The organism is Xanthomonas sp. NCPPB 2933, from assembly GCF_056725225.1.
Window position 1 is genome coordinate 97,999 of sequence record NZ_CM161518.1, and the last position, 23,974, is coordinate 121,972.

At 59.8% G+C, this 23,974-nt stretch carries 24 protein-coding genes; 12 read left to right on the forward strand and 12 right to left on the reverse strand.

Features of this window, described 5'->3' with window-relative positions:
* Positions 1-42: 42 nt before the first annotated feature.
* The 4 genes from AC1PLU_RS00340 to AC1PLU_RS00355 all read right to left on the reverse strand — a co-directional run bounded on the left by AC1PLU_RS00340 (position 43) and on the right by AC1PLU_RS00355 (position 2,126).
* Complete coding sequence (locus AC1PLU_RS00340; RefSeq protein ID WP_006452061.1) at positions 43-345, reverse strand: hypothetical protein; 303 nt, start codon at positions 343-345, stop codon at positions 43-45.
* On the reverse strand, positions 342-815 hold the full coding sequence (locus tag AC1PLU_RS00345; RefSeq protein ID WP_232372201.1) for a hypothetical protein: 474 nt from the start codon (positions 813-815) through the stop codon (positions 342-344). The genes AC1PLU_RS00340 and AC1PLU_RS00345 overlap by 4 nt, the downstream gene beginning before the upstream one ends.
* Before the next feature lie 232 nt (positions 816-1,047).
* Complete coding sequence (locus AC1PLU_RS00350) at positions 1,048-1,524, reverse strand: hypothetical protein (RefSeq protein WP_481107354.1); 477 nt, start codon at positions 1,522-1,524, stop codon at positions 1,048-1,050.
* 239 nt (positions 1,525-1,763) lie between these two features.
* Positions 1,764-2,126, reverse strand: a complete 363-nt coding sequence (locus tag AC1PLU_RS00355; protein ID WP_481107355.1) for a winged helix-turn-helix transcriptional regulator — start codon at positions 2,124-2,126, stop codon at positions 1,764-1,766.
* 315 nt (positions 2,127-2,441) lie between these two features.
* On the opposite strand from AC1PLU_RS00355, the gene AC1PLU_RS00360 reads away from it, so the two are divergent.
* Both AC1PLU_RS00360 and AC1PLU_RS00365 read left to right on the forward strand, forming a co-directional pair.
* Positions 2,442-3,245, forward strand: a complete 804-nt coding sequence (locus AC1PLU_RS00360; RefSeq protein WP_481107356.1) for an SDR family NAD(P)-dependent oxidoreductase — start codon at positions 2,442-2,444, stop codon at positions 3,243-3,245.
* Between the two features lie 114 nt (positions 3,246-3,359).
* Positions 3,360-3,656 (forward strand): YciI family protein, encoded by a 297-nt coding sequence (locus tag AC1PLU_RS00365; protein WP_481107357.1) that lies wholly within the window; start codon positions 3,360-3,362, stop codon positions 3,654-3,656.
* A gap of 164 nt (positions 3,657-3,820) precedes the next feature.
* Here AC1PLU_RS00365 and AC1PLU_RS00370 read toward each other — a convergent pair whose 3' ends face one another.
* On the reverse strand, positions 3,821-4,951 hold the full coding sequence (locus AC1PLU_RS00370; protein WP_481108579.1) for an ATP-grasp fold amidoligase family protein: 1,131 nt from the start codon (positions 4,949-4,951) through the stop codon (positions 3,821-3,823).
* A 644-nt stretch (positions 4,952-5,595) separates the two neighbouring features.
* Between AC1PLU_RS00370 and AC1PLU_RS00375 the strand changes: the two genes are divergently transcribed.
* Positions 5,596-6,309 (forward strand): hypothetical protein, encoded by a 714-nt coding sequence (locus AC1PLU_RS00375; RefSeq protein ID WP_481107358.1) that lies wholly within the window; start codon positions 5,596-5,598, stop codon positions 6,307-6,309.
* Positions 6,310-6,313: 4 nt separating this feature from the next.
* On the opposite strand, the gene AC1PLU_RS00380 is transcribed toward AC1PLU_RS00375, so the two are convergent.
* Entirely contained in the window at positions 6,314-7,219 is a 906-nt protein-coding gene (locus AC1PLU_RS00380; protein WP_481107359.1) for a LysR family transcriptional regulator, read from the reverse strand.
* A 135-nt stretch (positions 7,220-7,354) separates the two neighbouring features.
* Here AC1PLU_RS00380 and AC1PLU_RS00385 point away from each other — a divergent pair, with 135 nt between their 5' ends.
* Both AC1PLU_RS00385 and AC1PLU_RS00390 read left to right on the forward strand, forming a co-directional pair.
* Positions 7,355-8,107: an SDR family oxidoreductase gene (locus tag AC1PLU_RS00385; protein WP_481107360.1), complete on the forward strand. Its 753-nt coding sequence runs from the start codon at positions 7,355-7,357 to the stop codon at positions 8,105-8,107.
* Positions 8,108-8,379: 272 nt separating this feature from the next.
* Entirely contained in the window at positions 8,380-8,616 is a 237-nt protein-coding gene (locus AC1PLU_RS00390) for a winged helix-turn-helix transcriptional regulator (RefSeq protein WP_481107361.1), read from the forward strand.
* A 198-nt stretch (positions 8,617-8,814) separates the two neighbouring features.
* Here the strand turns inward: AC1PLU_RS00390 and AC1PLU_RS00395 are convergent, their stop codons facing one another.
* Positions 8,815-11,289, reverse strand: coding sequence for a helicase C-terminal domain-containing protein (locus tag AC1PLU_RS00395; protein WP_481107362.1), 2,475 nt, complete (start codon positions 11,287-11,289; stop codon positions 8,815-8,817).
* A 441-nt stretch (positions 11,290-11,730) separates the two neighbouring features.
* The gene (locus AC1PLU_RS00400; protein WP_481107363.1) at positions 11,731-11,910 is read right to left on the reverse strand and encodes an XAC0095 family protein; all 180 of its coding nucleotides are present in this window, start codon (positions 11,908-11,910) and stop codon (positions 11,731-11,733) included.
* 612 nt (positions 11,911-12,522) lie between these two features.
* Here AC1PLU_RS00400 and AC1PLU_RS00405 point away from each other — a divergent pair.
* The 4 genes from AC1PLU_RS00405 to AC1PLU_RS00420 all read left to right on the forward strand — a co-directional run bounded on the left by AC1PLU_RS00405 (position 12,523) and on the right by AC1PLU_RS00420 (position 16,683).
* Positions 12,523-12,873, forward strand: coding sequence for a SymE family type I addiction module toxin (locus AC1PLU_RS00405; RefSeq protein WP_481107364.1), 351 nt, complete (start codon positions 12,523-12,525; stop codon positions 12,871-12,873).
* Positions 12,874-12,988: 115 nt separating this feature from the next.
* Positions 12,989-13,213: a hypothetical protein gene (locus AC1PLU_RS00410; RefSeq protein WP_481107365.1), complete on the forward strand. Its 225-nt coding sequence runs from the start codon at positions 12,989-12,991 to the stop codon at positions 13,211-13,213.
* Between the two features lie 568 nt (positions 13,214-13,781).
* Positions 13,782-14,417: a hypothetical protein gene (locus tag AC1PLU_RS00415; RefSeq protein ID WP_481107366.1), complete on the forward strand. Its 636-nt coding sequence runs from the start codon at positions 13,782-13,784 to the stop codon at positions 14,415-14,417.
* A 181-nt stretch (positions 14,418-14,598) separates the two neighbouring features.
* The gene (locus tag AC1PLU_RS00420; protein ID WP_481107367.1) at positions 14,599-16,683 is read left to right on the forward strand and encodes a S9 family peptidase; all 2,085 of its coding nucleotides are present in this window, start codon (positions 14,599-14,601) and stop codon (positions 16,681-16,683) included.
* Here AC1PLU_RS00420 and AC1PLU_RS00425 read toward each other — a convergent pair.
* Complete coding sequence (locus tag AC1PLU_RS00425) at positions 16,680-17,204, reverse strand: DoxX family protein (RefSeq protein WP_228996106.1); 525 nt, start codon at positions 17,202-17,204, stop codon at positions 16,680-16,682. The two genes, AC1PLU_RS00420 and AC1PLU_RS00425, sit on opposite strands and share 4 nt — an antisense overlap.
* A 92-nt stretch (positions 17,205-17,296) precedes the next feature.
* Here AC1PLU_RS00425 and AC1PLU_RS00430 point away from each other — a divergent pair, with 92 nt between their 5' ends.
* Together AC1PLU_RS00430 and AC1PLU_RS00435 are read left to right on the forward strand one after the other, a co-directional pair.
* Positions 17,297-17,674 carry a winged helix-turn-helix transcriptional regulator gene (locus AC1PLU_RS00430; RefSeq protein WP_043909519.1) on the forward strand — a complete coding sequence of 126 codons (378 nt, stop codon included), beginning with the start codon at positions 17,297-17,299 and terminating at the stop codon, positions 17,672-17,674.
* 182 nt (positions 17,675-17,856) lie between these two features.
* Positions 17,857-18,483, forward strand: a complete 627-nt coding sequence (locus AC1PLU_RS00435) for a dihydrofolate reductase family protein (protein ID WP_481107368.1) — start codon at positions 17,857-17,859, stop codon at positions 18,481-18,483.
* A 65-nt stretch (positions 18,484-18,548) separates the two neighbouring features.
* On the opposite strand, the gene AC1PLU_RS00440 is transcribed toward AC1PLU_RS00435, so the two are convergent.
* The 3 genes from AC1PLU_RS00440 to AC1PLU_RS00450 form a co-directional block, all read right to left on the reverse strand.
* On the reverse strand, positions 18,549-19,958 hold the full coding sequence (locus AC1PLU_RS00440) for a serine hydrolase domain-containing protein (RefSeq protein WP_481107369.1): 1,410 nt from the start codon (positions 19,956-19,958) through the stop codon (positions 18,549-18,551).
* A gap of 400 nt (positions 19,959-20,358) precedes the next feature.
* On the reverse strand, positions 20,359-20,547 hold the full coding sequence (locus tag AC1PLU_RS00445) for a CsbD family protein (RefSeq protein WP_006451426.1): 189 nt from the start codon (positions 20,545-20,547) through the stop codon (positions 20,359-20,361).
* A gap of 132 nt (positions 20,548-20,679) precedes the next feature.
* Entirely contained in the window at positions 20,680-22,200 is a 1,521-nt protein-coding gene (locus AC1PLU_RS00450; RefSeq protein WP_481107370.1) for a PAS domain S-box protein, read from the reverse strand.
* A gap of 177 nt (positions 22,201-22,377) precedes the next feature.
* On the opposite strand from AC1PLU_RS00450, the gene AC1PLU_RS00455 reads away from it, so the two are divergent.
* Positions 22,378-23,361 (forward strand): hypothetical protein, encoded by a 984-nt coding sequence (locus AC1PLU_RS00455; RefSeq protein ID WP_481107371.1) that lies wholly within the window; start codon positions 22,378-22,380, stop codon positions 23,359-23,361.
* Positions 23,362-23,974 lie beyond the last annotated feature (613 nt).

A 23,974-nucleotide genomic window follows, 5' to 3' on the forward strand; every position in this document is an offset into this window, starting at 1 on the left:
CGCGGTAGCATCGACACGTCATGGAGCTGTAGATCGCTTTTACTACGTCGGCTTCCAATCGGAGCGCGCAGGGACGAGTGCAAGGATCAGCACATCGTCGCCGTCGCGTGTGTAGATCAACAGATACTTGCCGTCCTGGCACGTGTATAACCGCGTTCCCGGCGTGGGCCCGGGGAGATAGATGGCAGCACCATCCAGCGCGTCGCCTTCGGCTTCGATCCGGTCGTCCTGTTCACACGCTGCGAAATACATCTGCGGGTCGGGGATCTCGATCGCGCGTGCCAATGCTGCAGCGAGCAACGCGGTGCGCGCATCCAGCGCGGTCTGCTTCCAGGCCACGCTCACGCACGCGTGCCCTTTGCACGCAGTGCTGCATCAAGCACTGCACGCTGCTGCGCCTTGAGTGTCTCCATCTGCTGCTTCGCCTGCACGCTAGAGAGCGCAGGGCGGGGGTCGGCCAGGGCGTGCTCGGTCTGAGTGCGTAGCGAGACCGCATAGCGCGCGTCCATCTCCTTGACTTTCATCGCTTCGGAGCGATCCGGCCGGCGTTTCGCAGTGCCGCCCTCGGCGTCCCACTGGGCAGCATCCACGTGAAGCACGTCCAATGGCATGCCCATCTCGCGCAATACCTTCAACGCACTTTCGAAGCTGCCAAACCGGCGCGGCGCATTGGCCTTGGTGGCCAGCACACGGGTCTGGTTATGGGTCTGCAGCTGCACGGTCCAGGCACCGGCCTCCCCGACGACCGAAGCCTGTCTGACCGCACTGGCATCGACCAGGGCGCGAGCGGTCGCCAGCTTGACCAGATTCGCCATCGTGCTCTCCGGCTAACAAGTGAGTGGATTCACTTTACCATTAATCGGGTTGCCGGCTAACGGTTATCCGTTCCATTCTGCCGCAGCTGCGCAGTGGCCGGGCAGGGTAATCATCTGCCCCTACGTGGGATGCCTGGCTGGCAACAACGGCACGTAGATGCACACAGGATCTGCGCCGGACCAGCCTCGATGCAGTGCCACCGCATTCAACCCAAAACAGCAGCGCCCGCCCTCACAGCTTCTTCTTCAACACCGCCTCGAACGCCGCATCCGGCGCGATGCTGTCGGAGACCACGATCACCGAATGCAGCTGGCCCTTGGCCTGCACGCTGTACTCGAAGCCCACCGGCTTGCCGCTGCGGCTGAAGACCTCGATCTCGCTGTACTCGCCGAGCTGGCCTTCAAAACTCTCGCGTTCGAAGCCTTGCTTCTTGGCGAAGTTGCCGGCTGCCGTGCGTGCGCCTTCCCACACCGCGTCTTCGTATTTGATCGGCTGCAGCAGGCTGACCAACTGGGTTGCGCATGCGGTGGTACTGGTCACGCCATAGCCATCCACCTCGCCCATCAACGGGATCTTGCTCACGTTGCGCTTGGGCGTGGCGGTGACGGTGCAGCCAAGCTGCTGCAGATCGGCAAGGGTGAAGTGTTCGGCCTCCGGGCGCGGCGCGCTGGTGCTGGCGGTGCCAGCGCCGTTGCAGGCAGACAGCACGCTTATAAGGGCAAGCGGCAAACAGGTGCGTAGGGAAAGGTTCGACAACGGAGACGTCCTTGTACTGGATAAAAAGAGAGGCGCGGCTGCCGCAACGGCGACGCGCGAACGTGGCAACGACGCGCACGCCCATGCGGATGCACACGTTAGGGGCAGCGAGCGCGCGCAAGGGTAGCGCGCACGAAGTCAACGCACCACAAGGTCGACCCACGCCGAGAGCGATCAGTGGCGCCGCACCCTCACTCCGGAACCACCATGCGGATTTCGCGTGTTCCAATTTCCGCCCCGGTCACCGCATCGATGGCGATCGGCTGCAGGTCGGTACCGGTTTGCGCATCCACAAAACGCAGCAGCTTGCCTTCGCCACGGTGTTTGCGGCCCCACGCACCAATCATGAAAAGCACCGGCAGGTAATCGCGCCCCGCCTGGGTCAGCACATATTCCTCGCGCGGCGGGCGCGTCGAATACTGGCGCTTCTCCAATAGCTGTTCCTCGGTCAGCGTCGCCAGCCGCTTGGTCAGCATGGTCGGGGCAATTCCCAGACTTTGTCGGAACTGGTCAAAGCGGGTCAGCCCGGAGTTCGCGTCGCGCAGGATCAGCATCGTCCACGCATCGCCCAGGAAGGTCAGGCTCCGGGCGATCGGGCAGAGGTTGTCCGAAGAAGTTTTCGAGTTCATATCATTTCCGTATTGACTAACTACCGAATCGATACTAACATGCGGTCCGTGGGCAGTCCAGTCGCCCTGTGCAGGCAACTCGTGGGCTCGCCCAGGCCTCGCCCGCAATCGGCACTGCACATGCACCAACGCACACCGCAACGCGCGTCAACCGCCAGACACCATGCAACTGCAACCCAGGGCGTCTGGCGGTGTTGTTCTCCAACCTTCCGCTAACCTGCTTGCTTGAGAGACATCACCATGAAAAAGACAGTCCTGATCACTGGCGCTTCATCAGGCTTTGGCCTGCTGCTGGCCAACAACCTGCACAAAAAAGGCTTCAACGTCATCGGCACCAGCCGCGAACCGGAGAAGCATCAGAGCAAGGTGCCCTTCAAGTTATTGCGTCTGGATATCGACGATGAAAGCTCGATCCAATCATTTACCAAGGCGTTGTTCCAATCCATCGATCGCCTGGATGTCCTGGTCAACAATGCCGGCTACATGGTGACCGGCATCGCCGAAGAAACACCGGTCGATGTTGGCCGGCAGCAGTTCGAAACCAATTTCTGGGGCACGGTGAAAACCACCAATGCGCTGCTGCCGTATTTCCGCAAACAAAAGAGCGGGCAGATCATCACCATCAGTTCGATCGTCGGTTTGATCGGCCCGCCGAACCTGTCGTATTACTCCGCGTCCAAGCATGCGGTGCAGGGATATTTCAAATCACTACGGTTTGAACTCAATCAGTTCAATATCAAGGTCAACATGGTCGAGCCGGTGTGGTTCAAGACCAATCTTGGCCACAACGCGACCTCCGCAAACGGCAACGACATTGCCGACTACAGCGCCTACCGCAAGCAGGTTGCAGCCTTGACCCAAAAAGGCCTGGACACGGCCGAAGCACCGGACGCGGTTGTCAGCACCATCGAGCGGCTGATCCAGGCCAAGGACCCGAAGTTCAGCAATCCCGTCGGCAAGATGACCGGCATGATTCTGTTCCTGCAAAGCTACCTGCCCAAGATGTTCGAAGGCTCGATCTTGAAGAGCGTCAAAACCGCATAAACCTTGCGGCGGTACGACCGTGTTGCACGGCCTGTAAAAACTCCCACTGCTGTAAACCCAGACACGGCTTTTGAATAAGCCGCGACGCTACCCTCATGCCACGAGTAACCCACCATGAAGTCTTATTTCTGCAAATACATTCCGCCGCGCAGCGATTTTCTGAGCACCATGTCGGAGGAAGAAACATCCCTGATGCAGCAGCACGGCGCGTTTCTGGACCAGCGCCTGGCCGAGGGCCTGATCCTGGCGCACGGCCCGGTGATCGACGACACCGGCGGCTTCGGGCTATCTCTGTATCAGATTGCCGATGATCAGGAGATTGCGGACTTCACCGCGCAAGACCCCATCATCAAAAATGGCATCGGTCATTACGCGCATTACCCCATGCTGCATCTGAAGGCGCGTGGGTAATCCGCCACGCAGGCCAGCATCGGTATCGTCAGCGCAGCGGTCTGCTGCGGCTGACGATGTTGAATATGCCCATTCGCCAAGATCGCATCCGCGCGCTACGCCCCGGTGGCGCTGCCGCTGATCCATCTGCCGCCCGTCATCGCCACAGACACCGGCGCCACGCCTCATCGCACCGGCACGCGCGCACGGATGCCCTCCCCGGAAAACCACGGCTCCACCGGCATGCGCCGCTGCACCCACATATCGCCCATCATCCGGTCCAGCCCGCGGTCCAGCCCGGTGACCAGCCCCGCGCCCGGGGTGAAGGTCAGTTCGCCGAAATAGATTTTTCCGCGCTGGATATACCAGTCCACCCGCACGTAATCGCAGTCGCTTGCCAGCACCTTGCTCAGTTCCAGTGCCTGCTCCAGCAGTGCCGGCGCGCAGGGCGGCGTGCGCCCGTCGTCGCGGATGCGGTGGAAAGCCGTGTGCAGGTTGTCGACGAAGAAGGTCATCGCCAGCTTCGGTGTGTCGAAGCGGCCGTAGATCACCTGCAGCACGTAATGAAAATTGCCATCCGCCTGCCGGAACATGTGGAACTTGTAATCCACCGGCACCTGCTGCGCCTCGCCGATGTACCGCTCCACCAGAATGCGCGGCGGGATATCGCGGTAATGGATCTCGCGCACCATCTCGGAGAAGTCGATCCGCAGCCATTGGCCGCAGCGCTCGATGATGCGGCGCTTCTGCACCGCATCCGGCTCGTCGCGCACCACTTCCACCATGGCTGCACCGTGGTTGGCCTTGATCACGGTCTGCCGCCAGCGTGGCAGCTGCAACAACTCCTGCGGGTCGGTGCTGTCCATCAGCAGCGGCACCAGGTGCGCCTCACCGATCCTGGCCGCCACATAGGAGCGCACCGCAAACTTGTCTGCCAGACGCGTGTACAGCGGGTAATCGCCGTGCACGCATTTGCGGTAGAGAATTTTTTCGTTGAAGCACTTCGGCGCATACAGATCCGGCAGCCGCCCGAACGTATGCAGAAAGTGGAGCCGGTCCTGGTGCCGCCAGGGCAGTGTTCTCAGCAGGCTGCGCGCGCCTTTGCGCAGCAGCCGTTTGAGACTGGGTGTCCCTGGCGCTGGCGCTATCGCTGAAGCTGGAGTTGGCGCTGACGACGGTGTCGATGTCGGTGTTGGCACGCGTGGCAACGCGGCCATGCGGCGATGACCAAACGACGACGTCAACGACGGCGGCATGACCGCCCATCCCTGTCCTGTCACACCACGCCCGCCCAATGGCTGCGGGTGCAGCCCTATCGTGTTGTCGGTCATGCCCAGATCCTTCTCGCCGGTTAATTGCGACGTTGGTCACATTTAAATGTGACGTAACGCACGATATACGGAAAATTCAGACCAGGGATGCATTTCGTCTCAGGCGCTCCAATTTCATGCAAATCAGATCGCGTCACTCGCTCGAAAGCCTTACGCAGCAAGCGATCTGGCCTTCGGCGGCATATGGCGGCCCAACGCGCGGGGCGCACCGTGTGGCCTGTTTTGCCCACTCTTGCGCCAGCAGCCAGGACAGCTGGGCGGGTGCGACCTGCGGCCCCAACCGCACGGCAAAACGTGCAACCGGGGAGGGAGCGACACGCCGCATCCGGCCACGCGCCACCTGCGTTGTGCGGCCTCAACCGCCGTCTCTGCAGCCCGCCAAGTGCGGGCTGCGAGCAGTGCAGGCCAAAGGCGGCGGAGTCGGTCTGCTTTGCCCCACAGACGTGGCAAACACTCCCCTCTCCCATCGGGAGAGGGGTCGGGGGTGAGGGTACGGAGGAGGCAGTGTGTGTGTTGACTGCCAGCGCAGGCCTGCAATCAGAGGCCTGCAATCAAAGGACGCATTCGCATCGCAGGCCAACATCAAGCACCATCACGCTTGACCACTGCAGCCTGCAACGGATGGCACCATGCGCGTAAAAACATTCCTGTCCCTGGCGGCACTGTGCATTGCACTTGCCGCTTGCGGAAAAACAGACCAACCAACGCAAACCGGCAAGGCGTCAACGTCTGCGCTTGCTACACCCCCAACTGCCACTGGCCAGCGCAACGCCGCAGCAATGCCGCCCGATCACGCGGCCAACATCAAGCCGCCTTCCGTGAGCCAGGAGGCAAGACGCTATCTATGCCCGCAAGGTCCCAATGCCTGCAGGGTCAGTGGACCATTGGTTGCCAACTCGGATGCAGAAGCGCAGTGGCTGCTGACCCACGGCTACCCGACAGAGGACGAACTCGCCCGATTGGAAACCTTGAACCTGGACCAGCTCAAAGCGGAGTCGCAAGCAGGCAACAAGGCCGCCACCGTGATTTACGGCAAAAAAACCGCACTCACTGGGCCCTTTTATAAGGGGATCGATATATTGCGGCGCGCCGCAGTGGCCGGAAATCTGTATGCCTATTACGGGCTGTCGGATGTGTACGCCAGCGACTCCAACAACAAAAACCTGGTCGACAGTCTGGCGTATCTGCGCCTGGCTTACCTATTGGGCGATGCAAAAGCCTCGGCCGTCATCGCATCGCGTGGGTTGAGCAGTGTGGAAAACGTCGTTGCCGATGAGCGTGCCGCCTCACTCCACAAGACGTTTTCCAAATACCAGCGCGCCTCGCCAAGACCGCTGGAATAAACGTCTATCGCTGCGAGCAGGAGGGGGCGTTGAGTTGCGGAATCTTCGCAAACGCCTCGGCAATAAAATCCATAAACACAATCGCCCGCTTGGCCACCAGGCGGTTGGCGGCATACATGATGTGCATGGGCACCGCAGGGCCAGAGAACGCACTGAGCACGATCTGCAGATGGCCGGCGTTGAGCCCTTGTTCGAACAACCATTCCGGCCCCTGCCCGATGCCCAGGCCCGCGCTCACCGACTCGCGTGCCGCCTCTGGCGAATTGACCCGGATCCTGCCGGAAACCGGCACGTCCACATCCTTGAAACGCCAGCTCGCCCCGGAGGCCAACAAGGTGTACAGCACGCAATCGTGCTGGCGCAGGTCGTCAGGCACGGTGGGGATGCCGCGCTCGGCAAGATAGTCCTTGCTTGCCACGCACACGCGCTTGAACGACCCAATCCGCCTGGCGCGCAGCGCACTGTTTTCCAGGTGGCCGATGCGGATGGCGAGTTCCGCGCCTTCGTCGAGCAGATTGACGAAGCGGTCGTTGATCTGCAGATCCAGCTCCAGGCCCGGAAAGCGCCGCAAAAACTCCGGCACCAGCGGCATCACATACTGATGCGACAACGCCGTGGGGCAGGCCACCCGCAATAACCCGGAAGGTTGCACATTATCGCGCAGCGACATTTCCGATTCGCCCACCGCATCCAGAATGCGGCGCACCTCCGCGTAGTAGCGCTCTCCCTCCGGCGTCAGCACCAGCTTGCGGGTGGAGCGGTTGAGCAGCCGCGTGTGCAGATGCTCTTCCAGCGCCGCCACGTGGCGGCTGACATTGGGCTGGCCCAAGCCCAGATCCCGCCCTGCGGCAGAAAAGCTCCCGGTTTCCACCGCACGGGCAAAGCAGGTCATCAGCAGAAACCGGTCCATTGCCAGCCCTTCAATTCATGCGCAAATCACATGAATGGTATGTGGCTGGAACGTCTTCTAGCAAATTTAGCATGGGCGCACGCTGCACACCTCGAAGGCCGGCCACGCGCGGCGGGCCTCGCTCAGGAGCACCCCATGTCCCGTTTAGCAGGCAAACGCACCCTCATCACCGGCGGCACCAGCGGTATCGGCCTGGAAACCGCCAGGCAGTTTCTTGCCGAAGGCGCCCGCGTCATCGTCACCGGCAACAATCCCGAGTCCATCGCCAACGCCAAGGCCGCGTTGGGGAGCGAGGTGCTGGTGCTACGCGCCGATTCGGCCAGCGTCACCGCGCAACAGCAACTGGCGCAGGCGGTGCAGGCGCATTACGGCCAGCTCGATATCGCCTTCCTCAATGCCGGCGTTTCGGTATGGGCGCCGATCGACGACTGGAGCGAGCAGGCCTTCGACGCCTCCTTCGCCATCAACGTCAAGGGCCCGTACTTCCTCCTCCAGTCGCTGCTGCCGGTGTTCGCCAACCCCGCCTCGGTGGTGCTCAACACCTCCATCAATGCGCATGTGGGCGCCGCCCGCTCGTCGGTGTATGCCGCGACCAAGGCGGCCTTCCTGAGCATGACCAAGACGCTGTCCAGCGAATTGCTGGCACGCGGCATCCGCCTCAACGCGGTGAGCCCCGGCCCGGTGGAAACCCCGCTGTACGACAAGCTCGGCATCCCCGACGCGTACCGCGACCAGGTCAACAAGGACATTGCCGCCACCATCCCGCTGGGCCGGTTCGGCACCCCGGACGAAGTGGCCAAGGCCGTGCTGTACCTGGCCTCGGACGAATCCAAGTGGACGGTGGGCTCGGAAATCGTGGTCGACGGCGGGCGCACGCTCAACGGGTGAGCGTCTCGAATGCATTGCCCTGGACGGCGACCATCGTCGCCGGTAAGGCTGGATCTGAGTACATGCCAGTCAGACACTTTCCTAAGCAATTTCGTTAGAGCAAACGTTTCCCAAATCAACGCATTGGTGGATAAAGCATGATGCCGTCATGTCAGGTTGACGTGCCTGCGGGTCATGGCTAACGTGGGCCTCAACAACTAACCCTCATTGCTACGGGCTTGCACCTTAGGAGTCAGGGAGAAAAAGCCGGCCTTGGGCCGGTTTTTTCATTTATGAGAAACAGAAACGGCAAGGTGCAGCGCTACTCGGATCTGGACCGGCTGATTCCCGCCATCTCGCAAAAGATGCTCGCCCAACAGTTGCGCCAGCTTGAACGCGACGGCCTGGTGCTGCGCACTGTCTACGCCCAGGTACCGCCGCAGGTGGTTTACCGCCTCACGCCATGGGGCCAGGCCCTGTGCCCCGCACTGGATGCCATGCTCACCTGGGGTGAAGCGCGCGAGCAGTGATTTACGGCGTTATCGCAGTGAATTTCGCGCACGACCGCTGAGCGTTGAAACTAAGCGCGCTCCGGCAACACGATGGTGCGCCTTGCATGGGGAAAAGGGCCAGTAAAATAATCCGACCCTGTCTCCTTCAAAGTTTTTAATCATGTACAAGTACAAGTATCTGCTAAGCAGATGGGTTGCACTCAAAAACTTCGATCATTATTTTGAGTTTTGAGCGACAGTGCAAAGAGAAACTATTTTTTGCGCTGATAAACTAAAATAATCCAACTGCTGCTGAATTTTCTTTATATCTCTAAAAGAGCCGCTTGATGAAATGGACACCGAATAATCCAAAATTGCTTTTCGCAACTTAATTAATCCCTTGCCGTTAATTATTCTTATGTCAGGGTGCGGAGTCGCGGCATATTCGAAAATTGTCTTTGGATGAACAATTATCGGTGTCATAGTGCAAGTATTGTCATACTTATCTTCAAACCACACTATTGAACCGTTTAGCTGATTTGTATCAGCTTTGCATATCTTTTCCGCAATCACGGCCCCGCTCTTGCACTCGATGACTAGGTACTCTAAATCACCAAGCGCCCACATGTTATCTGGACCACGGCCGACCTTTTCTTCAGGTCTCTCGGAACCGAACCCTAAGAAACTACCCAAGTCGCACATTGCAGCCTCAAATCGCTTCGATCCTTCTTCACCCCAATTCAAGTCGTCTAACAGGCCGTTTGTCCAAATTGATAGATCATTGCCCTCGAGAAACCTCTCCATAAAAAGCGCTGCTGCCACTGCTTGACCGTCAGCTGGTGCGCTAATTTTATTGTATGTAGCTCCACGAATAGGTTTGAGGAGCCGATTGTTTTTAGCAAGCGAAGCAAGTTGTAGTTCCTGCGCCTTGGCTGGATCGGTGTAGTTAGTCTGCTCTGCAAGCAGTTGCATAAAATAACCTTTCTCTTTTTCTTCTTTTGCCCCATTAACTGCGTCCTGAGTATGCTTGACTGCGAGGTCTTGCCGACCTATTTGTAATTTGTCGAACGCAGTTCGCAGTGAAACTTGATTTGAATCCAGGTTCGCACCGGGGTTTCCAGCGGAATTTACAATCGCGTTACGTCCAGCTCCAACCCATTGATAATCCTGTTGAAAACATAAATCTAATATCGGAAGGAGATCCCCAAGTGGCTTTCCTTGGACTTGACTTGAAACCTGTCGACCAAGCTCGATCTGTGCACGCGTTGCAGTAGAAAACATCTCATCAGATTCCGGTTGGTGAATCCTCTGAGTTAATCGTCCGCCTAGCAGTAGTACTACACAATGGTCGTCACTAGAACGGACTCCTCTTCCCATGCCCTGCTCTATACGCTGAATTTGGCTAACAAGTTGCCTTTTCGTGCCATCTAAAACCAGCATCTCGAGCCTTTCGATAAGGCCGTAAACTTCAGGCAAGCCATCAATTACGAGCATTTCACACGAATTTCCCGGAAGGTCTATTCCGTCATACTTATTGATCAGTACTGTAAGGCCGACATGTCCTTTTTTTAGTTTTTCAACAGCTTGTCCTAGATTGTCTTTGTCGACGATTTGCGCGGCTACTGTTTTCCAGAATTCCGATCGTGCTTTTGAAGGGACTATGACAACGACATTTCGGCTCTTTGAAACGACTGATATCAGAGATCTTATATCTTCAATAGTATATTCTGGATTGATCTCCTGCGGTGCTAGTATCATTCGATCACCGATGTCCCCGCCGCCCTTGGGCCGGATCGGCTTGGATACTTCTGCAGCTACTGCTTTAAAGTTGCTTACCAATATGGTGTCATCTGCCAGCGTCGCGGTCATATAAATTCGACGCGCTGCTGAGTCGAAAGACGGGATTCTGTCTATTGGCACAAAACGAGGGGCTATTTCAACATGAGCACTGCCAAAAACACACATACATTGGGGTATGCAGTCTTTCAACAACGGCCAGTTCCATCCTATAGATTGAGAGTTCCTCTCCTTGTGAAGTACTCCAATTACCTCTTCGTTCTTTTTCTGCCAAGCCCAGTATGGAACTTGCATCACTACAGCCGAATCACCGGCCTTTAGATCTAAGTAATCGGAAGGGGTCTGCGATTTTAAATCTTCCTCGAACAGTTCAAGCAATTTTTTGTAGATGATATCTTTTGAGCCTGCGTTTATTTTAAATTGCGCGGTTACTACAGAGAGGCAGGCGTGAGCATCGTCTATAACAACGGATCCAATCGGGATTTTTTTTTCAGCGACCCCAAAAACGGAGCGGCCGTTAAATAACTTATGCACATTGACGACAAGAATGGACCGTCCTCTGATGAATTCTGGATCTTTCTCGTCGCTAGTGACTGGAATGCCAAGTGATCCAGCTTCCGTAATCACTTGTTCTGCTAGGAATGGTTCGGAAGCAATGTAGACAGCTGGTTTAACTCCCTCATTGAGGGAGCTTTGAAGGCAAAGCAGTCCTACAACAGTTTTACCGCCCCCGGTATTCATTTTAATCGTTAGATCTTTGGAGGTTCGTCGCAAGAACCAAGTGTCGAGAACATCCGCTTGTTCATCTAATGGCCGCTTGAACCGAGAATCGCGCTTTAACGTACTAAAAATTTTCCGTGGCTCGATTTGCTTAACTGCCGCTCCATCATTGAGCTTTCCAAAATCAAGTGCCATATTAAGTTCCGTTATTGATGTATTTTAGAAAAAAATGGGGTCTGGTAGCGTTGATGAATTAGGCATAACGGTGAAGGCATGGCATAGCATCAGCCGCAAGAGCTCTAGGATCTACTGGTCACTTGTAAGCACGTCATGCCCGGCGCGCGCGATGTACTTGCATGTTGATTTCCCACCGGCAGAGAGCACACTGTGTGTTTGCCGGTTGCACGTCTGCGGCAAAGCGCAACACCGTCGTTGCTAGCACGATGCACCGCGATGGTGGTTATCCTGTCGATGGTATTCCCCCTGTATGCACTGATCCTAGCCCACGCGTCGCGCACGCGGGTGGATCAGGCCGCTTGGTGATCGATACACGCTCGGTGGAGCACACGGCAGGCTGCTTGCATAGAAGGAGACGTACTACCCAGTACCCAAATCACCCAGCACATCATCCACCTGCTAGGCCAAGTGCTGCAGGCAATGCGCCCACTGCTGCAGTGGAATCGTAGGCGACCCCAGCGTAGCTTCCTCGCGGGTACGTTGTGGGGTCAGGGTCACGAGCAGGCGCAGTTGGTCGCGTACGCGCAGCAGATGGTATTGCGTGCCTTCGGACATCCAGTAGCCGGGTTCGTCGTGCATGCCGCTCTCCTTGCCATGAGGCAGCTCCCGCTGCACAAAGCAGCGGGATGCCGGGAGGCTAGAAACCGCAGACAGCCGGCGGGCTTATTCCCCTTGCGGGTGTTGTATTCGCCGCCCTCCCGGCGTAGGAACGCCGAGCAGTGTCAGGCCAAATGGCCGAGCACAAAAAACCCACCAAATTCTCGGAGGTGGGCACCGCTGTCTGTGTGGAGTTTCTAGGCTCCGAGCGGAAGTGTGCGTGTGGCGGTGAGTTGGGTCAAGTTGAAGCGGTGCCCGGCGTGTAGATGTGGGGCTTTTGCACGTAATTTTTTCGAATAGACGCGCGGCGGCAATGACGCACTAGTTACCAGTTGACACATCGCCAAACAGGTAGCAATCTCGGCTGCAAGGAGCCTAGAAACTCCTCAGACAGCGGTACCCACCTCCGTCAAACCGGTGGGTTTTTTGTGCCTAAATTTTTTTGTACGAGTGCAGCCGACGCGATGCCTATGTCGGGGTGCGGCTAATGCAAGTTGTTTGGGAAAACAATTCAGAAGTCTGTCTGTGGTTTCTAGCCTCCCGACATCCCGTTGCGTCGTGCAACGGGTCTTATTCGTCAAGGAGGGCTTTGCCATGCGTCGACCCACGTCCCGTCCCATATCAGCACGCAAGCGCGCCACGGAGCCGCCGCCCACCGAGATCGGCTGGCACTCGCTCGATCCAACGATCAAGCCGCGGCCCTACGTCGAGCGCACCCCCATCCCCCAACCTCGCACGGAAGCCCGTCCCCCACGCCCCGGCCACCCGCGTGCGCCAACACACTGCACCGTCGGCTACGGCTATTACCCCGCCAGCGACCAACGCGTGCCCACGCTGCGCCTACGCGGCCGCTGGCTGGAACAACTGGGCTTTGCCATCGGCAGCAAGTTGCACATCCGCATGCGCGATGGCGAGTTGGTGGTGAGTGTGACGCCCACAGACTGACCCGCCCCACCGTGCGCGTGCCGCCACGCAGGTGCACGGTCACCCTTCAGGCGCGCTGCGCGCATGCTGCGCGAAGTGCGCACGTGCCTCGCCACGCCTCGCAGAGGATCACGCAATGCACCCGCATGCCGCCGTCTTTTGTCTCACGCTGGACCAGATCGACCAACTCGACCGCCTGATGCGCACCATCGCCGCCCATGGCGACGTGATCGCCATGAGCGCGCCGCAGTGCCTGCACGCACAGACGCTGCCAACCCTGGGCCAGGCCATCTTCGACACCGCCAACGCGGTGCGCGAACTTCTTGAGCAACGGGTGGAGCACACGGCTTGTGCGCCTTAGCGGCACATCACGAACAGCCGGGCAGATGCACCAAGCCCTCACGCCTGCCAACCTCAGCCACCTACCCACCCTGACACCGCTGCCATCCACCCGCAGCGGCAGATACCTGCTCCCATCCGTTACGCTGCCGCTGCATCGCCTGCCAGCCTACGGCAGCTGGGCGCGGGCTTTGCGAGGAGAAGGGGTTCTTCTGCATTGCTGACCAGCAGGGCGTAGCTTCGGATCCACAACCGCCCATTCGCGTTTGCTTGCGCAGTGCCGGGATGGGCTCTGATGTACTCGCCGCCCATGATTGAAGTAGTGGGAAAAATCGATGGGAAACTGTCTTTCAAACAATGTCAGTGGCGCCCACGCGCACGTGACCTACACGCAGCACGAACCCACGCCCCAGAGCACGCCGCAGCGGCCGGCCCCATCGACACCCTTGCCGAATCAGTCGCCATTGCAGGGACTGCAACGTCGCCCGCCGCGCCCGTCAACCCCATCACGGCCAACGTCACGGCCAACCCCATCGCGCCCAACCACGTCACAGCCAACGCGGCCACAGCGATCGGGCTTGGAAACTCGCATGCTGTTGGAGATGCAGGGGATGGCGCACACATTGCTCAATGCCATTGGCCCTATTCTCAATAATGAAGCCCTCCATGCCGAGCATAAATCAGCACTCAAGTTGCTCACGCGCATGAGTGAGTGTGCACTCGGGAAAAGGGCGGTTGGCGGTAGCGACGATATTGCTGAAAGAATTAAGCAGATCCAGAACCGGATCGCTAACCATTATGCGAACCCAGACGCAGCCGCGCCGCCTGTCGAGGGCATCGAGCACTACGCAGGCCACCCCATGTTCAAACAGATGCGGCGACTCGCGGCGGATGTCGACCTCGAGATCCAGGTGGCAAAGGCAGGCGGCGACGCAAAGTTCTTGCAGTTCAAGGAGGGCCTGATCCTCGAACCAGACTTGGCAGTGCAGGTTGCGAACCTGGTGTCCGGGGTCGAGGAGACATACGAAGCGCCGAGCGAAGATCACGCAAGACGCATACAGAATCTTCTTAGAAAGCTTACGGAGGGAGTGGCCCTCTCAGGCGGGCTCTTCGACATTGTCTGGCCGTTGCGCAAGGACCCGGTTGCATTGGCCGACGCACTGCATACGCTAGTCAGGCGATACCCGACATTGGGGAATAATCCGAATTGGAGGAAACCGGATTAAGCCAGCTGCACACCTCGCGGTAACCAGAAAGTGACCGCGAGGTAGATGGTTCTGTTTCGGAACATATGACCGCAGACGCGCAGCAGACCGCATGGGGTTCAGCTATCGGGCAAGGGGCCACCCTATGCTCCGCGCCAGTTGGACGCCTCGGCACCCCGGCCGACGCCACACCGGAGGTTTCATGCAACGCCTGCTCCTTGTCGCCAGCATGCTGGTGGCCCTGTCTGCCTGCAGCGACAAATCCACACCACACGCTCCGCCTGCCAGCGGCGCCAGTGCATCGCCCGCCGCCGCTGCCACGCCGCCTGAGCTCATCACCCGTGACGCGCTGTTTGGTGCGGCCGAGAAGGCGCATGTGCTGGTGAGCCCGGACGGTGCCACGCTCAGCTGGGTGGCGCCGCTGAAGGGTGTGCCCAACCTGTGGGTGGCGCCCATCGATGCGCCGGACAAAGCGCGCGCGGTCACCCAAGACACCGGGCGCGGCATCAGGGAGTATTTCTGGAGCCACCGCGCCGGCACGTTGTTGTACAAGCGCGACCAGGGCGGCGACGAAAACTTCCACCTGTATGCGCTGAACCTGGCCGACGGCAGCAGCAAGGACCTCACCCCGTTCGATAAGGCCAGCGTGGAGATGTATGGCCTAAGTGCGCAACACCCTGACCAGATCCTGGTGGGCATCAACAACCGCGACCCCAAATGGCGCGATCTGTATCGGGTAGACATTGCCACCGGCAAAGCCACCCTGGTGGACAAGAACACGCAACAGCTTGATAGCTACCTGGCCGACGGCAACCTCCAGCCGCGCTATGCCATGCGCACCAGCCAGGATGGTGGTACCGAGGTGCTTGCCTACCAGGGCGGCACCTGGAAAACAGTGGAAATCATTCCCTTCGATGACGCGATCACCACCGAAGTGGTGGGCCTGACCGATGATGGCAAAACGCTGTATCTGCGCGACTCGCGCAACCGCAATACCTCGGCACTGTATGCGGTGGACACCGCCACCAAGGCACGCACGCTGCTCAGCGAAGACGCGCGCGCCGATGTGGATGCCGTGTTGAAAGATCCCAAGACCGGCGCCGTGCAGGCCGCCTCGTCCGAGTATCTGCGCCGGGAATGGAAGGCGCTCGATCCAGGCATTGCCAAGGACCTGCAAGCACTAAAGTCGTTGGGCCCAGGCGATGCCAAGGTGGAAGCACGCACCCAGGACGACACCACCTGGATCGTGAGCTATTCGGCTGCCGAGACGCCCTTGCGGTACTACCGCTACGACCGCGCTACCGCCAAGCTGACCAAGCTGTTTTCGGCATTCCCGGCGCTGGAGGGCAAGCCGCTGGTGCCGAGCTGGCCGCTGACGCTCACCTCCCGCGACGGGCTGGCTATGGTGAGTTACCTCACCTTGCCGGCCGACGCCGACACCAACCATGACGGCAAGCCCGACAAGCCGGTGCCCATGGTGCTGTTCGTGCATGGCGGCCCCTGGTTGCGCGACAGCTACAACAGCTATGGCGAGTACACGCAGTGGTTTGCAAATCGCGGTTACGCCGTGCTGGCAGTGAACTACCGCGGCTCCACCGGCCTTGGCAAGGCCTTCACCAACGCCGGCAATGGCGAGTGGGCCGGCAAGATGCACAACGACCTGCTCGATGCGGTGCAGTGGGCGGTCAAGCAAGGCGTGACCACGCCAGACAACGTGGCCATCATGGGTGGCAGCTATGGCGGCTACGCCAGCCTGGTGGGCCTGACTTTCACCCCAGACACATTCAAGTGCGGCGTAGACATCGTCGGCCCGGCCAACCTCAACACCTTGCTCGGGTCCGTGCCGAAATACTGGGCCGGCACCTACAAGCAGTTTGCCAAGCGCATGGGCGACCCGGCCACAGCCGCCGGCAAGCAGTGGCTTACCGAACGCTCGCCTGTGACGCATGTGGACAAGATTAAAAAGCCACTGCTGATTGGCCAGGGCGCCAACGACCCACGCACCAACCGCGCCGAGAGCGAACAGATCGTCAATGCCATGACCGTCAAGCATCTGCCGGTGACCTATGTGCTGTTCCCCGACGAAGGCCACGGCTTCCACCGCCCCCAAAACAGCAAGGCTTTCAACGCAGTGGCGGAAACCTTTTTGGGCCAGTGCCTGGGCGGCCGCGTGCAACCCATCGGAAGCGACCTCACCGGCTCCAGCATCACCGTGCCCACAGGCGCCGAGCATATCGACGGCCTTGCCGAGGCGTTGAAGACGCATACGCAGGCGATTCGGAATTAGCTTTGGGTGTGGGTGGTAGCGTGGGCTGGATAGCGGTTGATGGGAGCTGCAGTAATGCGTTGCATTGCTGCAGCTCGATGGTGGTTCGCAGCTGTTCGTGCTGGCCGTCCATCAATTACTCCCCGAGATCCTATCGCCGTTGCAGCCGGTGCATAGGGCGAGGGCGGCTGGCGCGCGGCGTTTTGCGTGCCAAACGAGGCGAACAGAAAGAGCAGGCCCAAGGCTGCAGGAATCGCACCCTTGGGCTTGCGTATACCCAGATGCGCCATGCCGGACAACAGCAGGTGATAGAACATGCCGGCGTAGGCGAGATCGCTCAGCGCGGTGTTGAAGCGCCACACAATCGCCACCGGGCCCAGGATCTTGATGACGATCATCCAGGGCACCAGCAATGGCGCCGAATAGCCCAGCTCGGCCTGCGCCTTGCGTACGAACTCGCCCTTGGCCAGATACATGCAGGCAGAGGCGAGATACAGCAGGCACAGCAGCGCGGTACTGATCCAGTAGACAGAGATGCTCATGGTGTTTGCCAGTCAATGTGCGAATGCAACCGGCACTCAGAATGTCGCCTAAGATGGGTATTGAAAAGTAGGATGAATCACCAGGGCTTAGTATGAAAAACCAGACCATTGAAAGCAGCGAGCGCAACATGCACGAAGAGATGCGCCGTGCATTTGCGCTGCTGTCAGGCAAATGGAAGCTGGAAATCATGTGGCTGCTGAATCAGCGGGTGTATCGCTTTGGCGAGCTACGCGAGGCAATTCCCGGAATCACGCAACACATGCTGACGGCACAGTTGCGCGAGCTGGAAGCAGATGGCTTGGTCACACGCACGGTGTTTGCGCAGGTACCGCCGCGCGTGGAATACGCCATCACGCCGAAGGCGCATGGACTGGGGCCAACCATGGAAGCGCTGACCGCATGGTGGCAGCAGTACGGCGACAGCGTCGCGAAGCGGCCTGCTTCACGCGGGCGCAAGCCAAGCGTTTAGGAGGCAAGCCAGGGAGTCCGCATGACCTTCAGGCGTTCGTCTAAGGCGTCGATTGCAGACACGTTCAACACCGGTATCGATGGAGATATCGCACCCGTCCATCCGTCGTGGTAGTGAAGACTGGCCATCGCTGCAGCCGTTGATCAACCCGTTGCTTGGTTCACGAGCGCTAGGAGAACGCAATGCGAGAACTGAAACTGATGATGTCGGTGTCGCTGGACGGTTTTGTCAGCGGCCCGGCGGGCGAGATCGATTGGGTGTTCAATGGCGATCAGGAAGCCATCGCCTGGAAAGTGGAAACCGCCTGGAACGCCAGCCTGCACCTCATGGGCAGCCGCACGTTTCAGGGCATGGCCGGCTTCTGGCCGACCGCCACCTCACCGTTCGCAGCACCGATGAATCAGATCCCCAAGGCGGTCTTTTCGGCGCAGGGCCCAGCCGTGTTGGAAGCTGCTGCCAAGGCACTCACCGATGCGCAGGCACTGGTCAACACGACGCCCGGAGGGCAGCTGCAGGCTGGTGCAGACAGCTGGGCGCAGGCGTATGTAGCCAGCGGCGGGTTGGCCGATGAAGTGGCCAAGCTCAAGGAGCGAGACGGCAAGCCGATCATCGCCCATGGTGGCGCCGCATTTGCGCGCAGTCTGATTGCCCACAATCTGGTCGACGAATATGTCTTGGGTGTTTACCCGATCGTGTTGGGCAAGGGGGTACCGATCTTTTCCGATCTTCCAGCGCCAAGGCCGCTCACACTGATCGGCACCAAGACCTTTCCGAGCGGCTTTATGGCGCAGATGTATCGGCCGGTGTGAGCGCACGTCAACGCAATCATCGCGCTCTTCATGGCAGACCACCGTGATGCAATGCCAGCCTGCTTTCAAGGTTGTTGTGCTTGCATCGGAAGTCGCCGGGCAATGTAGTTCACCACGTTCTCCATCGCATCGGGATCGGTGTTGCTCAATCCCACGACCACATAGCCATTGGATGGCAGCACCACGAATGCGGTGTTCGCGCCCGGCGCGCCGCCTTCGTGCCCGTACTGCTTCGCTTCGCCTTGGCCACTGACCATGAAGCCATATCCGTACCAGTGCTTGTGATTTTGCGGCGAGGTAGCCGCTTCCAGCAATGCGGGCGACAGAAGCTTGCCTGTGCGCAGCGCTTCGCCGAACTTGAGCATGTCGCCTACCGTACTGTAGCCGCCACCGGCAGACATCCCGCGCCAAGGAAGCGATGCGGTTTCGGTCTGCCAGGCACCGCCCTGCTTGGCATATGCAATGGCCCGGCTTGCGACTGGCATTGACTCCGGCTCTGACCCTGTCGATGTCATGCCGGCGATGCGGTAGATGTGCTGATCGACATAGTCGTAGTAGGACTGGCCGCTGACCGCTTCGATGATCGCGCCAAGCACGACGTAGCCATAGTTGGAATAGCCATCCTGACTGCCTGGCGCCTGCTCTGGCGGAGTGGCGCCGAACCGTTTGATGTAATCGGCATGCGTTTTCAAGGTCTGCGAATAGCTACTGAACTCGTCACCGAAGATCTCGCCGAGCCCACTGGTATGATTGAGCAGTTGCCGCAGCGTAATGGAACGGGCGATGGCTTGGTCGGGATAATCAGGCAGATAGTCGTTGATGGTGCCATCAAGCGACAGCTTGCCGGCATCCACCAACTGCAACACGGCCACGGCGGTGAACATCTTGTTCAACGATGCAAGTCTGAACTGTGTTTCCGGGGTAACTGCCAGCGCGGCTGATCGATTTGCCAATCCGCCTTGCCATTGCAGGAGTACCTTGCCGTCCTTGGCCACCAATAGTGCGCCGGACAATGTGTCTGCGGCGACCAAAGCATCCAGCCGTTGCTTTGTCATTTTTGCAAGAGTGGGAATCTGCACACGTTTGGGCCGGAATTCGGGCGGCATTTCCACGCCTTCGATCTGGAAAACGTGCACATCCGAGGGGTCGGTCTGGTCCAGCTCAACGGTCACCAACAGCGCACGTTCGCTCGGTTGCACCTGTACGATCATTTCGACTTTCTTGGGGCTGCTTGATCTCACAGTCAGCACGTTGAAGTTGCCCATGGAGGCATGCAGGTCGGTATCGCGCTGCGCGTTGCGGTCGATCTTGTACGCGGCGATGACCTCCTGCAACTCTTGCTGATTGCCCCGGTTGAACGCAGATAGCCAGCGATTGAAGATTTCTTGGGGTGTCTCGATTGGCGAGGGCTGCATGCTCCAGCCCTCGGCAGTCCAGAGAAGAAAAACGGCGGCGAGCAGCTTGAAACGCGTCATCCAATCAGCCTGTCGTTGCAGCCATGTCAGCTCGCCGATCATCACAGGAAGTGGGGCTGAGTACAACGCGACAGTGCTGATGACGCAAGTCCAGCAGTTTGTGTGAATGCTTTCGGGCGTCCAGGTGGCCGTGTCTATCTCACCGACGTCGCTTATTTCTGGCGGGACGTCACTGCTGCGTCATGCAGTGGAAAGCAGCAGTGCTAGCCAACGCAGACGATTGCAAGATTTACTTCCGCGCAGCAATGACGGAGGAGTGCTGCACTTTATCCAACCTCCACAAACGCCAACGCCCCGATCAAGTCGGGGCGTTGGTGCGATCTATCGCTAAAACTCGGTAGCGCCGTTTGCAAAGTAGTGGACTACGCAAAACAGCCAACCCTTGCTCCGGCCAATGGAGTTACTTGGTCGACTTGGACGCGTCACGCACTTTGTCGGCCACTTCGCCGGCCTTGCTCTGCACCTTGCCGATATTCTTTTCGGCGGCGCCTTCCAGCTCGGTGCTCTTGTCGCCGGTGACGCGGCCGATGGCTTCCTTGACCGAGCCCTTGACCTGCTTGGCGGTACCTTCGATACGGTTCTTATCCATGGGACGTTTCTCGTAGTTGGGGAACCGGCTTAGTCTGTGCGGGCCGGTGTGAGCATGGTGTCGGCCCGCGCGGTGCCTGCCCACATGCGGATGCACCAGGGCGGATAGTGCATCCGGCCAAGCTACAGCCTGTCAGGCCTTGCGCGCGGGCTTTTTGGTGCTGCGGCCGGCAAAGCCGCGCTCGCGCGCCCACACGATCGCTTCGCCGCGGCTGTGCACGTCGATCTTGGAATACAGCGCGGCCACGTGGTTGCGCACGGTATTGGGCGCAACGCTGAGTTGCTGTGCGATTTCCTTGTCGGCCAGGCCCTCGGCAAGCAAGCCCAACACGTCACGCTCGCGTCCGGTCAGTTCGGCGATGCCGCAGCTCTGTGCCTGGCTGGGGCGATTGGCGCGGCGCACGTTGGCCAGCTTTTCCAACAGGGTCTGGCTGAACCAGGAGGCGTCCTGCATCACTTCTTCGATGGCGGCGACCAATTCCATCTCGGTGCGTTTGCGGTCGGTGATGTCCATCAGCGACAGCAGGTAACACGGCACGCCGTGGATGCTCACCGTTTCGGCCGAGATCAGGCAATCGAGCTGCTCGCCATCCTTGCGCGCGATGGGGTATTCCACATTGAGCATGCTGCCGCTTTGCTGCAGCGCGTGGCAGAACTGCTGATACGCCTGGCGCGTGGGAAACAGGCCGATTTCTTCGATGGGTTTGCCGATGATGTCTTCGCTGGCGTACTGGGTGGTCTGCGCCACCGCGTCGTTGATTTCCACTATCTGCAAGGTGTCGGCATTGCAGATCAGCGTGGGCACCGGAGTAATGCGGAAGGCCTTGGCGAAGCGTTCTTCGCTTTGCCGCAAGGCCACCTCGGCGCGACGCCGCGGTTCCAGGTCCATGAAGGTGAACAGCATGCAGGCTTCTTCGCCGATTTCGATCGGCTGGCCGGCCACCACCACCATCTTGGTGGTGCCATCGGGCAGACTGAGTTCGGCCTGCATCTGCGGGATGGTGGTGCCCTCGTTGAGGCGCTCCAGCGCCAGTTCGCGGCGGTCGGCCAGTTCCAGCACATCCACCTCGAACACGCTCTTGCCCACCACCGCTTCGCGCGTGTAGCCGGTCATTTCCACAAAGCCCTGATTGACCTTGATATAGCGCTGATCGGCGAGCCGGCAGATCACCGCAGGCGCCGGGTTGGCGTTGAAGGTGCGTTCGAAGCGCTGCTCGGCGCTGGCCCAGTCGCTGGCGTCGGCGACAATCAGCACCAGGCAATCCGGCGCGCCGTGTGCGTCGGTCAGCACCAGGCTGCGCACACGGTGCACCCATTGCTCCTCAGTGCCGGCGCGCACCACTTCCACCACCACATCGTTGAACACTTCGCCGGCAATGACACGGTCGATGGGGTAATTGCCCGCGCTCAAGCGATGGTTGTTGCGATAGCGCAGCTGGAAGCGCTCGCGGTATTCGCTCACCGTGGCGCCCAGGTCTTCCAGCACGCGTGCGCCATGCATGGCCAGCGCGGCCTCGTTGGCCCAGGTAATGGACTGATCCGGCTCGACCAGAATCACGCCCTCGCTCAGCCCGGTGATGATCTGCTGCAGCTGGCGGCGGTTGGTGGACTGGGGCGGGCTGCTGGGCGGCGCGGTTTCACTCGCTGACGACATGGGATGACCTCGGGTAACAACGGCGATGGAAACCAGGCAATGGAAACCAAGGGTGGCGGCACACGGTAGCCGCTGCCTGACGCGAATGCACTAGCCGCACTGGTGCATTCGGCTCAGGCATGGGCGCGGCACGCCTTACACACTGAGCGCCCATTTCTACCGTTGTGAGGCACTCCCATGGCACAGGTCGTTCGCCAGTCCACTCTCGCCCCCAGGATGTCGTGGGGCGCCGTGCTCGCCGGCTGCACCTTCGCGCTGGTGACTTATCTGACGCTGAGCGTGTTGGGTACCGCGATCGGTGCCTCCACCATCGATCCGCTGCGTGAAGCCAACCCGGTCAGCGGGCTGGGCACCGGTGCGGGTATCTGGCTAGCGTTGAGCACGTTACTCTCGATTGGCGTAGGCGCGTTCGTCGCCGGCCGCCTGGCCACGGTACGCGGCGGGCTGCACGGTCTGTTGAGCTGGGCGGTCACTTCGCTGATCACCACCTGGTTGGTGGCGGCGCTGGCCAGCAACGCGGTAGGTGCGGTGTCGGGCGTGGTCGGCAAGGGCTTGTCGCTGACCGGGCAGGGTATCGCTGCTGCGGCGCCAGCGCTGGGCAATGGGGTGCAGGATGAATTGAAGAAGCAGGGCATCGAGCTGGATTGGGGCGACCTGCGCGGCCAGCTGGACACGGTACTGCGCCAGACCGGCAAGGCCGAACTCGATCCTGAGCGTCTGAAGGCCCAGGCAGAGACCGCAGGCAACGACGGCAAGGCCACCGCCACCGATGCGGCGCAGACCCCGCAGGCCGCCTCGGACGAACTGGCCGCGTGGTTCGACCGTGTGCGTGCGCAGGCCAAGCCGGCCATCGATGCGGCCGACCGCGATGCGTTGATCAACCTGATCGTGGCGCGCACCGGTAAATCGCGCGCAGAAGCCGAGCAGATTGCCGACAACTACGCGCAGAGCTACCAGAAGGCTGTGGCCCAATACGAAGCGCTCAAGCGCACCGCCGAGCAGAAGGCGCGCGAGGCCGGCGACGTCGCCGCACGCGGCATCTCGCGCGCGGCCTGGAGCACCTTGGTGTTGCTGATCCTGGGCGCGGGCATTGCGTTTGCCGCCGGGCGTGCCGGTCGCCGTACCGATCCCGTTGTGATCGACCCGGTTGTGGGGGTGTGAGATCTGTTGTCGAGGTGTCAGGTTGACGGTTGGGGAACCGTCACCTGCTGCAAGGCGTCCTTGGTCTCAAGGTGCGCCGAGTTAGGAGTGACACTGAGCAAGCAACCGGGGTAGCCCCTTCTCGGCGAAGGATGCCAAGACTCGCTCTCCACCGGGCCATCTAGGGATGGTCCGGTGTTTTTTTGCGTGGAGATATTGCGTGTTTGCCGCTCTGTGTTCGGGGTTTGGAAGTGGGTTGATTACTCGACTTTCTGTATACGTTTTTTGCGACTTGCGTTGACACTAGGTCTGCCGGTTTTGTGCGAGTGCTTCGGTCTGCTGCGGGCGCTTGCACGCGTACCGGCGTGGGACACGCCGCAAGTACGTCCGTGTAGGCTCTTACGCGGCATCCATGCCGCGTAAGGTCCCACGCCGGTACGCGTGCAAGCACCTTCGGACGTTGTCGGTAGCTGCAGAAAGAGCGACGGCATTGCTTGCCGATCAGCAGCCGCGAAAGGTGGGAGCGTGGTGTCGTATCCGGTGTCGGGACCATGTGGCGGCATGGATGCCGCCACTGAGCCTCCACGGACGGATTCACGGCGTGTCCCGACACCGGATGCGGCGCCGCGCATCG

Excerpts from the sequence above, each read along its gene's own strand:
- AC1PLU_RS00435 (WP_481107368.1), top strand. The coding sequence starts at position 17,857 with ATGCGAGAACTGAAACTGATGATGTCGGTGTCGCTGGACGGTTTTGTC.
- AC1PLU_RS00440 (WP_481107369.1), bottom strand. The coding sequence starts at position 19,958 with ATGACGCGTTTCAAGCTGCTCGCCGCCGTTTTTCTTCTCTGGACTGCC.
- AC1PLU_RS00405 (WP_481107364.1), top strand. The coding sequence starts at position 12,523 with ATGCGTCGACCCACGTCCCGTCCCATATCAGCACGCAAGCGCGCCACG.
- AC1PLU_RS00455 (WP_481107371.1), top strand. The coding sequence starts at position 22,378 with ATGGCACAGGTCGTTCGCCAGTCCACTCTCGCCCCCAGGATGTCGTGG.
- AC1PLU_RS00360 (WP_481107356.1), top strand. The coding sequence starts at position 2,442 with ATGAAAAAGACAGTCCTGATCACTGGCGCTTCATCAGGCTTTGGCCTG.
- AC1PLU_RS00345 (WP_232372201.1), bottom strand. The coding sequence starts at position 815 with ATGGCGAATCTGGTCAAGCTGGCGACCGCTCGCGCCCTGGTCGATGCC.
- AC1PLU_RS00430 (WP_043909519.1), top strand. The coding sequence starts at position 17,297 with ATGAAAAACCAGACCATTGAAAGCAGCGAGCGCAACATGCACGAAGAG.
- AC1PLU_RS00450 (WP_481107370.1), bottom strand. The coding sequence starts at position 22,200 with ATGTCGTCAGCGAGTGAAACCGCGCCGCCCAGCAGCCCGCCCCAGTCC.
- AC1PLU_RS00375 (WP_481107358.1), top strand. The coding sequence starts at position 5,596 with ATGCGCGTAAAAACATTCCTGTCCCTGGCGGCACTGTGCATTGCACTT.
- AC1PLU_RS00365 (WP_481107357.1), top strand. The coding sequence starts at position 3,360 with ATGAAGTCTTATTTCTGCAAATACATTCCGCCGCGCAGCGATTTTCTG.
- AC1PLU_RS00385 (WP_481107360.1), top strand. The coding sequence starts at position 7,355 with ATGTCCCGTTTAGCAGGCAAACGCACCCTCATCACCGGCGGCACCAGC.
- AC1PLU_RS00400 (WP_481107363.1), bottom strand. The coding sequence starts at position 11,910 with ATGCACGACGAACCCGGCTACTGGATGTCCGAAGGCACGCAATACCAT.
- AC1PLU_RS00380 (WP_481107359.1), bottom strand. The coding sequence starts at position 7,219 with ATGGACCGGTTTCTGCTGATGACCTGCTTTGCCCGTGCGGTGGAAACC.
- AC1PLU_RS00420 (WP_481107367.1), top strand. The coding sequence starts at position 14,599 with ATGCAACGCCTGCTCCTTGTCGCCAGCATGCTGGTGGCCCTGTCTGCC.
- AC1PLU_RS00410 (WP_481107365.1), top strand. The coding sequence starts at position 12,989 with ATGCACCCGCATGCCGCCGTCTTTTGTCTCACGCTGGACCAGATCGAC.
- AC1PLU_RS00445 (WP_006451426.1), bottom strand. The coding sequence starts at position 20,547 with ATGGATAAGAACCGTATCGAAGGTACCGCCAAGCAGGTCAAGGGCTCG.
- AC1PLU_RS00415 (WP_481107366.1), top strand. The coding sequence starts at position 13,782 with ATGCTGTTGGAGATGCAGGGGATGGCGCACACATTGCTCAATGCCATT.
- AC1PLU_RS00390 (WP_481107361.1), top strand. The coding sequence starts at position 8,380 with ATGAGAAACAGAAACGGCAAGGTGCAGCGCTACTCGGATCTGGACCGG.
- AC1PLU_RS00425 (WP_228996106.1), bottom strand. The coding sequence starts at position 17,204 with ATGAGCATCTCTGTCTACTGGATCAGTACCGCGCTGCTGTGCCTGCTG.
- AC1PLU_RS00355 (WP_481107355.1), bottom strand. The coding sequence starts at position 2,126 with ATGCTGATCCTGCGCGACGCGAACTCCGGGCTGACCCGCTTTGACCAG.
- AC1PLU_RS00395 (WP_481107362.1), bottom strand. The coding sequence starts at position 11,289 with ATGGCACTTGATTTTGGAAAGCTCAATGATGGAGCGGCAGTTAAGCAA.